Raw genomic sequence first — 13,803 nt, forward strand, 5'->3', positions numbered from 1 at the left:
AGGCGACCGTCCACGGTGCGGGCTGCCGCGCGCACCGCGGGATGAGCCGGATACGGTGGGAAGACCATGAGCACACCGCGGATCCTCCCTGTCACCGCCGTACCGGACGACGACGATGTCCCCACCCTCCTTGTCAAGATCTTCGGCAAGGACCGCCCCGGTATCACCGCCGGCCTCTGCGACACTCTCGCCGCCTACGGCGTGCACATAGTGGACATAGAGCAGGTCGTCACCCGGGGCCGTATCGTGCTGTGCGTCCTGGTCACGGCCCCGACGGCCGACGGCACCGAGGGTGATCTGCGGGCCACCGTGCACAGCTGGGCGGAGTCGATGCGGCTCCAGGCCGAGATCATCTCCGGCCGGGGCGACAACCGCCCGCGTGGCACCGGCCGGTCGCATGTCACCGTGCTGGGGAATCCGCTGACCGCCGAGTCGACCGCCGCCATCGCCTCCCGGATCACCGGCACCGGCGGCAACATCGACCGGATCTTCCGGCTGGCGAAGTATCCGGTGACGGCCGTGGAGTTCGAGGTCTCCGGCGCCGAGACGGAGCCGCTGCGCACCGCGCTGGCCATCGAGGCCGCCGATATCGGCGTCGATGTGGCCGTGGTGGCGTCGGGGCTGCAGCGCCGGGCCCAGCGCCTGGTGGTCATGGACGTGGACTCCACCCTGATCCAGGACGAGGTGATCGAGCTCTTCGCCGCGCATGCGGGCTGTGAGGCCGAGGTCGCCGAGGTCACGGCGCGGGCGATGCGCGGTGAGCTGGACTTCGAGCAGTCGCTGCACGCGCGGGTCGCGCTGCTGGCGGGGATCGACGAGTCCGTGGTGGAGAAGGTGCGCGCCGAGGTCCGGCTCACGCCCGGCGCCCGTACGCTGATCCGCACCCTGAAGCGTCTCGGCTATCAGGTGGGCGTGGTCTCCGGTGGCTTTACGCAGGTCACCGACGATCTCAAGGAGCGGCTGGGGCTGGACTTCGCCTCCGCCAACACCCTGGAGGTCGTGGACGGCAAGCTGACCGGCCGGGTGGTCGGAGAGGTGGTGGACCGGGCGGGCAAGGCCCGGCTGCTGCGGCGCTTCGCGGCCGAGGCGGGGGTGCCGCTGGTGCAGACCGTCGCGATCGGCGACGGGGCCAACGACCTGGACATGCTGAACGCGGCCGGGCTGGGCGTCGCCTTCAACGCCAAGCCGGTCGTCCGGGAGGCCGCGCACACCGCCGTGAACGTGCCGTTCCTCGACACGGTGCTGTATCTGCTGGGCGTGACCCGCGAAGAGGTCGAGGCGGCGGACGCGCACGTGGACTGACCCGAGGGCTCAGGCCGAGGGACCCAGGGCTGACGGGCCCCGGCCCGGAACGCGCACCGGCCCCCACTCCCCGTACGACGGCGGAGCGGGGGCCGGTGGGCTGAGATCACGCCCGGGGGATCACCCGGGAATCGGGCATCACTCGTGGGGCGCCCAGAAGCTGGCGAGACGCCCGCAGCCGATCTCGACCGACTTCCACGAGCCGCTGAAGGTCACGACGGCGAACGCGGAGGTGGGGAAGGCACCACGCTCCATACGCTCCCTGGCGCCCTCGTCGGCCTCGCCCGCCAGCGCGTCGGCGAGGCCGTGCATCCCGGGGTTGTGGCCGACGACCAGCAGATCGGTGACGTCGTCAGCGGTCTCGTTGATCACCTCGATGAGCTGACCGACCGGGGCGTCGTACAGCCGCTCCTCGTAGACGGTCTTGGGGCGGTGCGGCAGCTCGTGGACCACCAGCTTCCAGGTCTCACGGGTGCGCAGCGCGGTGGAGCAGAGGGTGAGTTCGGGGGTGAGACCGGCCTCCGCGATCCGGCGCCCGGCGAGCGGGGCGTCATTGCGGCCGCGCTCCGCGAGCGGGCGCTCATGGTCGGCCACCTGGGGCCAGTCGGCCTTGGCGTGTCGAAGGAGGACAATCCTGCGGGGCACATCGACGCTCATGCGTCCCAGCTTCGCATGAATCGGTGCACGAAGCGCAGGGTGTTGGAACGACCTCGTCAAACGTGAGCACAGCCGCGATATGGCGGACACGGCTGATCACCACCGCCTACGGTGGTCACGGTGCCGCGTCCCCGAAGGTCTGGTGCAGCAAGTCCACGACCTGCGAGACCGGTCCGGAGACACCGCTCTCTGCATGGGCGTCGGTGGGCCCGGTGAGCAGGAGCAGCAGCGCCGCGAAGGCCACGGTCGGGAGAACGATGGCCCACCACGGCAGCCGGACGTCCATGCCACTGTCCACCGGGTGTGCGGGCCGGGTACGGGTGCGGGCGGACATGGGATCGCCTCCGGGTCGCCGAACGTGTCGATGGTTCGACGGTACGGAGCGGGCGGGGCGGCTCCCATCCGGTGAGCCACCCACTTACCCCTGAGCCCAGCCCCCTAGGGGATGGTGGGGCCAGCCCCACCATCCGGTCCCCCGCCCCGGGTCAGGGCGAGGCGAGGGTGGCGATCACGCCGACGATCACGGTGATGCCCAGCATCACGCCGAGGATGATGAGGAGCTTCTTCTGGCCGTCCGGGGGGTTCTCATCGAGCACTGGCATGGCACCAGTCTCCCATCCCCCGTACGCGACCTCGATCAGCCCTCGCACGCGACATGGATCAGCCTCCGTACGCGACCGCGATCAGACCTCGTCCTCGAGGGTGCGGTCGCGTCCGGCCAGCACGCCCGCGATGATCTGCGGCACCATGAACCCGGCCATCAGCGCGATGGGCTGGCCCCAGCCGCCGCTGTGCTGGTAGAGCACGCCGACCAGCAGCGGGCCCGGGATGGACAGCAGATAGCCGACGGACTGCGCGAAGGCCGACAGCCGGACCACGCCCGCGTGGGTCCTCGTCCGCATGCCGATCATGGTGAGGGCGAGCGGGAAGGCGCAGTTGGCGATGCCGAGCAGCAGGGCCCAGGCCCAGGCGCCTGCGGCCGGAGCCAGCCACAGCCCGGCGTAACCGGTGAGGCCGAAGACGCCGAGGATGACGACCAGGACGCCCTGGTGCCGCAGCCGGGCGGCGATCCGCGGCAGGACGAAGGCGAGCGGCACACCCATCGCCATCATCACGGCCAGCAGCAATCCGGAGGTGGAGGCGGAGACCCCCGCGTCCCGGAAGATCTGCGGCATCCAGCCCATGGAGATGTACGCGGCGGTGGCCTGGAAGCCGAAGAAGACGGCCATCGCCCAGGCGAGGGGGCTGCGGGTGATGCGGATCGCGGGCCCGTCGGCCGGGGCGACGCTCTCGGCCGTGGCCGGGGCGTCCGCGTCCGTACGGCCCGCCTCGGTACCGGTCGCCTCGGCGCCGTCCGCCCCCGAATCGCTCGTACGGCCGCGGGCGAGGAACAGCCACGCCACCAGCGCCACCGCGGCGAGCAGCGCCCATGCCCCGAGCCCGGTCCGCCAGGAGCCGCCCAGTGCGTCGGTCAGCGGCACGGTGACCGCCGCGGAGGCGGCGGTGCCCAGCGACAGACCCATCGAGTACAGCCCGGTCATCGAGCCGACCCGGTCCGGGAACCAGCGCTTGACGATCACCGGCATCAGGACGTTGCTCACCGCGATCCCGGCCAGGGCGAGCGCACTGGCCGCCAGGAAGGCCACGGTCCCGCCGGCCAGGGGGCGCAGCAGCAGACCGGCGGCGATGGCGGCGAGCCCGGCGCAGACGATGGCCACCGGCCCCCAGCGCCGGGCCAGCCGGGGTGCGGTGAACCCGAAGAGCGCGAAACACGCCGCGGGCACGGAGGTGAGCACTCCGGCGACGGTGCCGCTCATCCCGAGGTCGGCGCGGACCTCTTCGAGCAGGGGACCGAGACTGGTGACGGCGGGGCGGAGATTGAGCGCGGCGAGGATGAGCCCTGCCGCCATGACGCGGCCTCGCCAGGGTGAGACGGCGCGGCGCGGGCCTCCCGGTTCCGCCGGGCGGGGCGCGGAGTCGGCGGTGTCGAGCGTCGCGAGATCGTCAGACGGGGGCGTGTGCATGCCGACCATCATAGAATGATGGGATGAATACCCGTCCAGTGGTGAGCGACCGCCCGGTAACGGCCTGACGGCATCATGGAAGGGCCCGTTCGACCCGTTCGCTCACCTCGGGCCATATCCGCCCCACGCACAGGAGAGTCATGCCGCTGACCTCGCCCCGGCGCTCCGCCCTCGCCGACCAGGTGATCGCCCAGCTGCGCGCCCAGATCACCTCGGGCGAATGGCCGGTGGGCTCGCGGATCCCCACCGAGCCCGAGCTGGTCGAGCAGCTGGGGGTCGCGCGCAACACCGTGCGGGAGGCCGTACGCGCCCTCGCACACAACGGGCTGCTGGACATCCGCCAGGGCTCGGGCACCTATGTGCTGGCGACCAGCGAACTGGCCGGGGTGATGCACCGCCGCTTCGCCGCCGCCGACCCCCGTCATGTGGCCGAGCTGCGCAGCGCCCTGGAGACCAAGGCGGCCCAGCTGGCCGCGGAGCGCCGCACCGAACAGGACCTCAAGCAGCTGGACGCACAGCTGGACCGGCGCGAGCGGGCCTGGGAGGCGGGCGATCCGGACGCGTTCGTCGAGGCGGACGCCACCTTGCACATGGCGGTCGTCGCCGCCTCGCACAACGATGTGCTGGCGGAGCTGTACGCGGACCTGGGCGCGGTCGTACGGGACTTCCTGCGCGCGGACGTGGGCAGCGGAATGGGCCCGGACACGTATGTGGACCACGGACGGCTGGTGGAGGCGATCCGGGAGGGCGACGGGGAACAGGCGGCGGCCGAGGCCAGCACCCACCCGTTCGGCTGCCGCCTCCGCGCGCGCTGAGCGACCGGCGGCCGCCCGAAGGCAGGCGGCAGCCTTCGGGCGCGTGGGTTCAGCGCTCAGCGTGGTGGCTCACCCACGCCTTCCGTATCTCCTTCCAGCAGCGCTCGGCGAGGTCCACGTGCTGGGCCGGGCCGACCTCCACCGGGCGGGCGTCCATGTCCGGGTCCCACCAGCGGGCGCATTCGACATGCAGCTGCACCCGGTCCGCGTTGGGGTTGGGGTTGAAGCAGCTGGCCGTGGCGTGCGAGCCGCGCACCGAGGTGCTGCAGGCGGCCTCGCGCCTCTTGGGCCGTTCCTGCGCGGCGGAGCTGGAGGCGGCTATGACCAGACCCACCGTGGCGAGGAGCAGCAGCGCGGCCGCGACACGGCGGGTCGTACGCATGCGGGACCTCCTCGGCCGTGCCGCTGGCGCTGGCGCTCCGGTGAGTCGGTTCGTCGTATGGCTCCACAGTGCGGGTGCCCACCACCCGGACGCGCGTCCTGTTCCCCCGGACGGGTGAACGCGCACGCGGAACGGCCGCCGCCCCGGCCCCCCGGTGCGCGGGGGCGGGACGGCGGCCGTCGCGCGGAAACGCCGTGTGCTCAGGCACCCATCATGTGCACACCGCCGTCGACATGCACGATCTCGCCCGTGGTGCGCGGGAACCAGTCGGACAGCAGGGCGACGACGCCGCGGCCGGCCGGCTCCGGGTCGGTCAGGTCCCAGCCGATCGGGGCCCGGTGGTTCCACACGTCCGCGAGCTCCTCGAAGCCGGGGATGGACTTCGCGGCCATGGACTTGATCGGCCCGGCGGAGACCAGGTTGCAGCGCACGTTCTTCTCGCCGAGGTCGCGGGCGAGGTAACGGCTGGTGGACTCCAGCGCGGCCTTGGCCACGCCCATCCAGTCGTACTTCGGCCAGGCGAACTGGGCGTCGAAGGTCAGGCCGACGATCGAGCCGCCGCGCGGCATCACCGGCAGGCACGCCATGGTGAGCGCCTTGAGGGAGTAGGCCGAGACGTGCACGGCGGTGCCGACGTCCTCCCAGCTGCCCTCGAGGAAGTTGAACGCGCCCTGCGGGCCGAAGGCGATGGAGTGCACCACGCCGTCGAGGTCGACACCCTCGCCCAGATGCTCGCGCACCTTGTCGGCCAGGCCGTCCAGCTGCTCCTGGTTCTGCACGTCCAGCTCGATGACCGGGGCGGGCTTGGGCAGCCGCTTGGCGATCCGCTCGACGAGGGAGACCCGGCCGAAGCCGGTGAGGATGACCTCGGCGCCCTCCTCCTGGGCCAGCCTGGCGGTGTGGAAGGCGATGGACGCCTCGGTGATGACGCCCGTGACCAGGATGCGCTTGCCGGCGAGAATTCCACTCATGACGTTCAGTGACCCATGCCCAATCCGCCGTCGACAGGGATGACGGCTCCAGTGATGTACGCGGCCTCGTCGGAGGCCAGGAAGCGGACCGAGGCGGCGATCTCCTCGGGCTGCGCGTAACGCGCGAGCGGTACTTGCTTCACGATGTTCTCGCGCTGGTCGTCGCTGAGCGCGCGCGTCATGTCCGTGTCGACGAAACCGGGCGCGACCACATTGACGGTGATGTTGCGCGAGCCCAGCTCACGGGCGAGGGAGCGGGCGAAGCCCACCAGGCCCGCCTTGGACGCGGCATAGTTCGCCTGACCGGCCGAACCCATCAGCCCGACGACCGACGAGATCAGCACCACGCGCCCCTTACGGGCCCGCAGCATCCCCCGGTTGGCCCGCTTGACCACGCGGAACGTGCCGGTGAGGTTGGTCTCGAGGACGGTGGCGAAGTCCTCCTCGGACATCCGCATCAGCAGCTGGTCGCGGGTGACCCCGGCGTTGGCCACCAGGACCTCGACCGCGCCGTGCTTCTCCTCGATCTCCTTGTACGCCTGCTCGACCTGCTCCGGCTCGGTGATGTCGCACTTGACCGCGAGCAGGTCGGCCGGCGGCTCGCCGGACCGGTAGGTGATGGCGACCTTGTCGCCAGCATCGGCGAAGGCACGGGCGATGGCGAGGCCGATGCCGCGGTTGCCTCCGGTGACGAGAACCGAGCGGCTCAAGGGACCACCTTCTCTTGTCGATCTCTCATGTCGGTGTCGAGCCGGACGTCACAGTGCGTGCCGACCCCCACCCTCGCAAACTATCGGTCCGGGGCCCTCGAGGAGGAATCGGGCACCCACAGGGGCGGGTGTCCCTCCCTGTCGACTTCCTACAGAAACCAGTGGTCACCTTCCTGCTCAGACGCGGTGGTCACCGACCCCCGCCGGGCTCGACCCCGGCCTCTCCCCCAACCGGGCCCGCCCTCACCACCGGACGGCCGTGAAGTCGATCGGCCGGGGTCGCAGCAGCCCCGTGCGCTCCGCCAGCGCCCGCAGCCGCCGGGACATCTCCTCGGCGTCCAGATGGCACCGGTCGCCATGGCCCGGCAGGATCCACTCGAACCGCAGCCGTCCGGCCACCCTCGCGAGTGAGGCGGCCAGCTCCTCGATGGAGTGCCAGGTCACGCTCTCCGCCACGGCCAGATCTCCGAGCGCGCGCGACCAGTAGACACTGTCACCGCTGAAGCAGTACCGGTCGTCCGCGAGGTAGAGCACACTGCCCAGGGTGTGACCCGGCAGCGGATGGGCGGTGATTCCCGGGCCGATCTCCACGGGCTCCAGGCCCCGGATCACCTGGTCCGCGTCGGGCGCCGCGTCCAGGTCACCCTCGTGGATCCACAGCCGGGCGCCGAAGTGATCGGCGTAACGGCGGCCGTGTGCGGCGTGGTCGCGGTGGGTCAGCAGCACATCGGTGACGGGGCCCGAGGCCGTGTAACGCCCGGCCAGCTCCCGGCTCCAGCGCGGTGTGTCGATCATCATCGCCGTGCCGGACGGCCGCGGCAGCAAATAGGAGTTGGCCCCAGCGGTGTGTTGGGAGTTGTGGCCGCAGATCAGTACACCGTCGTCCAAGGCCATGGGGAACGGGTCGAGCGCCCGGTCCGGCTGCCCGGACGCGGGGCGGATCGAGCGGGTGGGGCAGGCGAACACGGCGGCGTGCAGGCGCCGCGCCTCCGCCTCGTCGCGCGGCTGGCGCACGACCTCCGACCGCCCGCCGACCTCGCTGATCAGCTCGGGCGCCAACTGCCGGGCGACATCGCAGTTGGTACAGCGGTCGTCCACGTACCAGTCGTCCATGACCGGACTCCTTCCGAGAATGCGGCCCCGACCGGGACCGCCCTTTCAGGGATAGCCAGCCGCGGACAAAACCGGTAGGTCCTGCCGATCTTGCACTTTCGGGCCCGAGCCTCTCTCACGGGCCCGAAAGCACCCGAGCGACCCGTCATCACGCCGTGTCGTGTGGCGGTCACCAATGGTGTCGGTCACCTGTGCGAAGATGGCCCGCATGTTTGGGGGAGGGGACAGTAGACCGCCTGGTCAGGCTGGCAGAACGACATTGGCGGACCTCATCCGCCAGGAGACCGCCGCGCGGATGCCGGAGCGGGAGAAGTGGGCGGCGCTACGGAAGGCGCGGCTGTACTTCCAGCGCCCGGAGGAGCCCGGCTTCCTGGTCTCGGAGACCGCCGAAGGCGGCCCGCTCGTGCCGGTCTTCACCTCGGTCGAGGGGCTCGCGCGCTTCGCGGGGGCGTGCGGATGGGCGTCCACGACTGTCGAGGACCTGGTGGGCCTGTTGCCCGAGGGTGTACGGGCACTGGTGGACCCGCTGGGTGAGCGCCCGTTCCTGCTGGACGCGCGGACGCTGCGCGACGCGGACGCCCAGGGCGCGGAAAGCCAGGAAGCGGACGGCCAGGAAGCGGACGGCCGCGAGGAGAGGGCTGACGGTGGCGGATCCTGACGCGCGGAATGTGAACCGCGCCCCCAGCGAGGGTGGCGAACACGGCAAGTACGGCGGCAACGAGGGTGCCGACGGCTACAAGATCGAGATCGCCTCCGTAAAGGGTTTGATCGCCCCGCTGGAGGAGTCGGTCGTCGGGGCCCGCGCCGTGAAGAACGGCCAGGAGAAGCTGACGGGCTACCTCCAGCACTGCGGCGCGCCCGAACTCCTGGAATCCGGCAAGGGATTCCTCAAGGAGTGGGGCTTCGGCATGGGGGAACTGGCCGATCACGCGGACGCGGTGGTGGAGCGGCTGTACGAGGCGATAGCCGGGTACATGCTGGCGGATCTGATGCGGATCAAGGACTTCTGGCCCTCGGACGAGAACATGGCCAAGCTCCCCTCGGGCGCGGCGGCCAAGTGGTCCTGGGAGCACGTGGGCGCGCCCGAGATGGAGAAGCGCCCGGAGGACACGGCGTTGTCGAAGTTCTCGCGCAAACTGCAGAGTGAGTACGGGGACGAGTCCTGATGGGCGATCCGGACGCGGGGCGGACCCCGCAGATACGGATACCGGAGGACGCGGGGCCCAAAGACCTGATCCCGGGCAACCCGGACGACATCGACGACCTGGTGCTGGAGTTGCGCGCGTACGCGGGTGCCTTCCAGGACGGCAAGGACAAGCTGCGGCCGCTGGAGCTGGCGGACTGGTCGGGCAAGGGCGCGAGCGAGTTCCGGAAGTCGGTCGACCGGCTGCCGAAGGAACTGACCTCGGGCCATGACCAGTTCACCCATGCGGCGAGTGCGCTGGCGGCGTACGCCACCAAGCTGCGGTCGGTGCAGAAGCGGTGTGAGGCGATCATCGAGGACGCGGACGCGGCGCGGGCGGCGTCCAAGGCGTACGGCAAGAAGGTCGAGTCGTACAACGACGCGGTGAAGCGCGGCGACGAGCAGTTGCCGGAGAAGCCCTCGGAGACCGATCCGGGCATCGCCGCGATGGAGGGGTGTGTCGGTCGGCTGGACAAGCTGATCGAGGAGTTGCAGCTGGTCGTCGACGCGTCGAAGAAGAAGATCGACAAGGCGGCGGAGAAGGCCCCGAACAAGCCGAGCAATTGGCAGAAGGTCGGGGACGGCTTCAAGGACGGGCTGTGGAAGGTCCACCACGGCATCCTGGGCCTGGGCGAGATCCCCGCCTCGATCGCCAAGGGTGACGGCAAGGGCCTGGCGATGCAGCTGGCCGGCATGGCGGACGGCGCGGCGTACGCGGCCCAGCACCCCAAGGAGTTCGCCAAGGCGGTCACGAACTGGGACCTGTGGTCCAAGGACCCGCTGCGCGCGGCGGGCGAGATCACCCCGTCGCTGCTGCTGGCCCTGGCCACGGGCGGCGCGAGCGCGCTGCGCAAGGAGCTCCGGACGGGCCAGACCGCCGCCCAGCGGCTGGCGCTCCGTAAGAGGGCCCTGGGCCGGGACGGCGAGGCGTCCGGCCGGGCGGACAGCGAGGGGACGCACGACCGGCATACGCACGACAGGGACTGCGAGGACGACCCGGTCGACGTCGCCACCGGCGAGATGGTCATGCCGGCCACGGACGTGTCCCTGCCCGGGGCGCTCCCCCTGGTCCTGGAGCGCACCTTCGTCTCCGGGCACACCTGCGGCGGCTGGTTCGGCCGCACCTGGGCGGCCACGCTCGACCAGCGGCTGGAGCTGGACGCGGACGGGATCGTGTTCGTCACGGCCGACGGCATGGTGCTGCGCTACGGGGTGCCGACGCCCGGGGAGGACACGTTTCCGGCGCGGGGCCCGCGCTGGCCCCTGCGCTGGGACGGCGCGGCGGGCGGCACGATGCGGGTCGAGATACCGGAGCGGGGCCGCACACTGCACTTCGCCCCGCTGGGTGGCAACGGCAATGAGCTCCCTCTCGAGGTGATCGAGGACCGCAATGGGCGGTCCATCACGTTCACCTACGACGAGGACGGCACCCCGCGAGAGGTGGCGCACTCCGGCGGGTACCGCATCGCGATCGACACCGATCCGGAGCTGATGCGTGTCACCGGACTGCGACTGCTGGGCGTGGGTGACGCCGAGGAAGGGACCTTACTGGTCTCCTTCGGCTACAACGGCGCGGGCGACCTGACCGAGGTCTTCAACTCCACCGGCGAGCCGATGCGGTTCACCTACGACGACCAGCACCGCGTCACTTCATGGACCGACCGCAACGGCACCAGCTTCGGGTACGTCTATGACCACCGGGGCCGGGTGCTGCGCACCATCGGCTCGGACGACATGATGACCGGCCGCTTCCACTACGACGAGGCGTCCCGCACCACCGTCTACACCGACTCGCTCGGCCACCGCATCACCTACGTCTTCGACGAGGCGTACCGGGCGGTGTCCCGCACCGACGCGCTGGGCCACACCACCCGCACCGAGTGGGATCCGCAGACACGCCGCCTGCCGCTGTCGGTGACCGACCCGCTGGGCCACACCACGCGCTACGCGTACGACGACTCCGGCAACCTGATACGCGTCGACCGCCCGGACGGCACGGCGGCCACGGCCACGTACGACGGGGATGGCCGGCCGCTGGAGGTGTGCGAACCGGACGGCGCGGTGTGGCGCCACGCCTACGACGAGCGGGGCAACCGCGTACGGACGACGGACCCCGCAGGCGCGCTGACGCGCTACACGTACGACGAGTCGGGGAACCTGACCTCGGTCACGGACGCGCTGGGCCACACCACGCATGTCGTATGCGACGCGGCGGGCCTGCCGGTGGAAATCACCGACGGGTTGGGCAACACGACACGGGTCCGCCGGGGCACCCATGGCCGCATCACCCGCGTCACCGATCCCCTGGGCCATGTCACCCGCCAGGGCTGGACGATCGAGGGCAAGCCCGCCTGGCGCACCCGGCCGGACGGCAGCCGCGAGACCTGGGCCTGGGACGCCGAGGGCAACCTCCTCGAACACACCGACCCGGCGGGCAACACCACCCGCCACACCCACACCCACTTCGACCTCCCGGCGACGCGGACCGACCCGGACGGGGCGACGTACGCCTTCGCCTACGACACCGAGCTGCGCCTGACCGGGGTCACCAACCCCCAGGGCCTGACCTGGACCTACGCCTATGACGGGGCCGGGCGGCTCATCTCCGAAACCGACTTCAACGGGCGCACGCTGTCGTACGAGCACGATGCGGCGGGCCGCATCAGCACCCGCACCAACGGCGCGGGCGAGCGGCTGCACTATCGGCGGGACGTCCTGGGCCGTACGGTCTCCACACGCGGCAGCGACGGCACCGAGACAGCCTTTGGATACGACGCCGCAGGCCGTCTGACGGGGGCGACGAACCCAGACACGGAGCTTGCCCGCACCTATGACGCACTCGGACGGATCCTGACCGAGTCGGTCAACGGCCGCACCACGACCTACGCGTACGACGCAGCGGGCAACCGCACCGAACGCATGACCTCGGCCGGGGTCCGCTCCACGTGGACGTATGACGCGGCATCGCGTCCGGTATCCCTCACCACGGCGGACAACAGTCTGCGCCTCGGCTACGACGCGGCGGGCCGCGAGACGTCGCGCACCTTCGGCGCCGATGTGACACTCACGCAGGCTTGGGACGACCTGAACCGCATGACGGGCCAGACCGTCACCGGCCCGGCCAACGCCCTCATCCAGCACCGGGCGTACAGCTACCGGCCGGACGGCCACCTCACCGAGATCCGTGAACTGGCGTCCGGCACCCGCCGCTTCGACCTCGACCCGGTCGGCCGCGTGACGGCGGTCCACGCGCACGGCTGGACCGAGACCTACGCCTACGACGCGGCGGGCAACCTCACCAGAGCCGAGGCCCCCAAGCACCCATCTCCTGGCCCGCGTGAGTTCAGCGGCACCCTCATCCGCGACGCGGGCGGCGGCAGCAAGCGCACGACCTACGAGCACGACGCCCAGGGCCGTCTGATCCGCCGCACCCGCCGCCTCCTGAACGGCCAGCGCCACACCTGGACCTACACCTGGAACGCGGAGGACCGCCTCACCCAAGCCATCACCCCGGACGGCGCCCGCTGGCGCTACACCTACGACCCCTTGGGCCGCCGCGCCGCCAAGCACCGCCTCGCGGCGGACGACACGGTCGCCGAGCGGATCGACTTCACCTGGGACGGCACGCGCCTGGCCGAACAGACCACGGCCGACGGTCACACCACGACGTGGGACTACGCCCCCGGCACCCACCGTCCGCTATCTCAGACGACGACGTCGAGGACGGCCGGAACCGACTACGACACGCGCTTCCACGCGATCGTCACGGACCTGGTGGGTACGCCCACCGAGCTCATCGCCCCCGACGGCACCCTCGCCTGGCAACACCGCACCACCCTCTGGGGCACCCCTCTCCCCACCCCGCCGGGAACCTCAGAGGTGGACTGCCCCCTCCGCTTCCCCGGCCAGTACGCAGACCCCGAAACGGGCCTGCACTACAACTACTTCCGCCACTACGACCCCGAGACGGCGCGCTATACGTGCCCCGATCCGTTGGGCCTGCAGCCAGCTCCTAACCCGAGAACCTACGTTCATAATCCAAGTGCGCAGACTGACCCGCTGGGGCTCGCACCGGATTGCCCGAAAGAAAACAAGAACCATCGGTACCGGAAAGATTCGAGAGGCGTGGAAGAGATATTCGAAAACGGCTTCTCCCCGAAAGGCGACAACATGAGCCTGGAGGAACACGTTTACGGAATCTCGGGGGTACATACAGCCGAATCGGGATACGTGGCCACCTCTCTAGAAAAATCTCACGCATTCAGTCGCTTCGGATCGAATAGCGATGGCTATGTATACATGGTCGACACCATTGACGATGGCATCGACGTGAACAATACACTACCCGGAAATCCCAGCGCCCACGAAAAGGAGATCGCCTTCCCGAGGAAAATCGACTCCTCTGATATCGTTGGAGCTTGGGACAGATTCCACAATTGGATTCCAAACCCCCACTACAAAGGACCAGAGTGACAACGGTAAGTACGCTCGTCGCACAAAGCAGGTCCGGCGCGACGGAGTCTGTTCAGGTAGAACTACTCGGGACGCATCCGCACAGAATCTCCTGCACGAGAGAGAGTGGCATCAGGACGGAATTCGAGGCAGGGAATTTCTTTCGGTGCCTCTCACTCTTCAGGGAAGAGTTG

The 13,803-nt window shown here is 70.3% G+C and carries 13 protein-coding genes; 5 read left to right on the forward strand and 8 right to left on the reverse strand.

Going from position 1 to position 13,803, the window contains the following annotated elements; genetic code table 11:
• Positions 1-66 precede the first annotated feature (66 nt).
• Positions 67-1,302: a phosphoserine phosphatase SerB gene (gene serB / locus ACFYOY_RS09380; RefSeq protein ID WP_351890989.1), complete on the forward strand. Its 1,236-nt coding sequence runs from the start codon at positions 67-69 to the stop codon at positions 1,300-1,302.
• A gap of 138 nt (positions 1,303-1,440) precedes the next feature.
• Here the strand turns inward: serB and ACFYOY_RS09385 are convergent, their stop codons facing one another.
• The 4 genes from ACFYOY_RS09385 to ACFYOY_RS09400 all read right to left on the reverse strand — a co-directional run bounded on the left by ACFYOY_RS09385 (position 1,441) and on the right by ACFYOY_RS09400 (position 3,983).
• Complete coding sequence (locus tag ACFYOY_RS09385) at positions 1,441-1,959, reverse strand: histidine phosphatase family protein (protein ID WP_351890996.1); 519 nt, start codon at positions 1,957-1,959, stop codon at positions 1,441-1,443.
• A 115-nt stretch (positions 1,960-2,074) separates the two neighbouring features.
• Entirely contained in the window at positions 2,075-2,293 is a 219-nt protein-coding gene (locus tag ACFYOY_RS09390; RefSeq protein WP_351891002.1) for a hypothetical protein, read from the reverse strand.
• A 151-nt stretch (positions 2,294-2,444) separates the two neighbouring features.
• Positions 2,445-2,561 (reverse strand): SGM_5486 family transporter-associated protein, encoded by a 117-nt coding sequence (locus ACFYOY_RS09395; protein ID WP_351891006.1) that lies wholly within the window; start codon positions 2,559-2,561, stop codon positions 2,445-2,447.
• Positions 2,562-2,642: 81 nt separating this feature from the next.
• Positions 2,643-3,983 (reverse strand): CynX/NimT family MFS transporter, encoded by a 1,341-nt coding sequence (locus ACFYOY_RS09400; RefSeq protein ID WP_351891013.1) that lies wholly within the window; start codon positions 3,981-3,983, stop codon positions 2,643-2,645.
• 140 nt (positions 3,984-4,123) lie between these two features.
• On the opposite strand from ACFYOY_RS09400, the gene ACFYOY_RS09405 reads away from it, so the two are divergent.
• On the forward strand, positions 4,124-4,798 hold the full coding sequence (locus tag ACFYOY_RS09405) for a FadR/GntR family transcriptional regulator (protein WP_351891018.1): 675 nt from the start codon (positions 4,124-4,126) through the stop codon (positions 4,796-4,798).
• A 49-nt stretch (positions 4,799-4,847) separates the two neighbouring features.
• Here the strand turns inward: ACFYOY_RS09405 and ACFYOY_RS09410 are convergent, their stop codons facing one another.
• The 4 genes from ACFYOY_RS09410 to ACFYOY_RS09425 all read right to left on the reverse strand — a co-directional run bounded on the left by ACFYOY_RS09410 (position 4,848) and on the right by ACFYOY_RS09425 (position 7,974).
• Positions 4,848-5,180, reverse strand: coding sequence for a hypothetical protein (locus ACFYOY_RS09410; protein WP_351891023.1), 333 nt, complete (start codon positions 5,178-5,180; stop codon positions 4,848-4,850).
• Positions 5,181-5,380: 200 nt separating this feature from the next.
• A complete protein-coding gene (fabI, locus tag ACFYOY_RS09415) occupies positions 5,381-6,151 on the reverse strand; it encodes an enoyl-ACP reductase FabI (RefSeq protein WP_059147102.1) in 771 nt (256 codons plus the stop codon).
• Positions 6,152-6,156: 5 nt separating this feature from the next.
• Positions 6,157-6,861 (reverse strand): 3-oxoacyl-[acyl-carrier-protein] reductase, encoded by a 705-nt coding sequence (fabG, locus tag ACFYOY_RS09420; protein ID WP_059147101.1) that lies wholly within the window; start codon positions 6,859-6,861, stop codon positions 6,157-6,159.
• A gap of 243 nt (positions 6,862-7,104) precedes the next feature.
• Positions 7,105-7,974 carry a 4Fe-4S domain-containing protein gene (locus tag ACFYOY_RS09425; protein ID WP_351891035.1) on the reverse strand — a complete coding sequence of 290 codons (870 nt, stop codon included), beginning with the start codon at positions 7,972-7,974 and terminating at the stop codon, positions 7,105-7,107.
• Between the two features lie 259 nt (positions 7,975-8,233).
• Here ACFYOY_RS09425 and ACFYOY_RS09430 point away from each other — a divergent pair, with 259 nt between their 5' ends.
• Genes ACFYOY_RS09430 through ACFYOY_RS09440 form a run of 3 tightly spaced genes read left to right on the forward strand, consistent with a single transcriptional unit; the run spans position 8,234 to position 13,630 of the window.
• The gene (locus ACFYOY_RS09430; protein WP_351891042.1) at positions 8,234-8,632 is read left to right on the forward strand and encodes an SseB family protein; all 399 of its coding nucleotides are present in this window, start codon (positions 8,234-8,236) and stop codon (positions 8,630-8,632) included.
• A complete protein-coding gene (locus ACFYOY_RS09435) occupies positions 8,619-9,140 on the forward strand; it encodes a hypothetical protein (protein ID WP_351891047.1) in 522 nt (173 codons plus the stop codon). The genes ACFYOY_RS09430 and ACFYOY_RS09435 overlap by 14 nt, the downstream gene beginning before the upstream one ends.
• Positions 9,140-13,630, forward strand: coding sequence for a putative T7SS-secreted protein (locus ACFYOY_RS09440; protein WP_388585839.1), 4,491 nt, complete (start codon positions 9,140-9,142; stop codon positions 13,628-13,630). The genes ACFYOY_RS09435 and ACFYOY_RS09440 overlap by 1 nt, the downstream gene beginning before the upstream one ends.
• Positions 13,631-13,803 lie beyond the last annotated feature (173 nt).

Source organism: Streptomyces sp. NPDC007875 (assembly GCF_042868035.1).
GTDB lineage: Bacteria > Actinomycetota > Actinomycetes > Streptomycetales > Streptomycetaceae > Streptomyces > Streptomyces antimycoticus.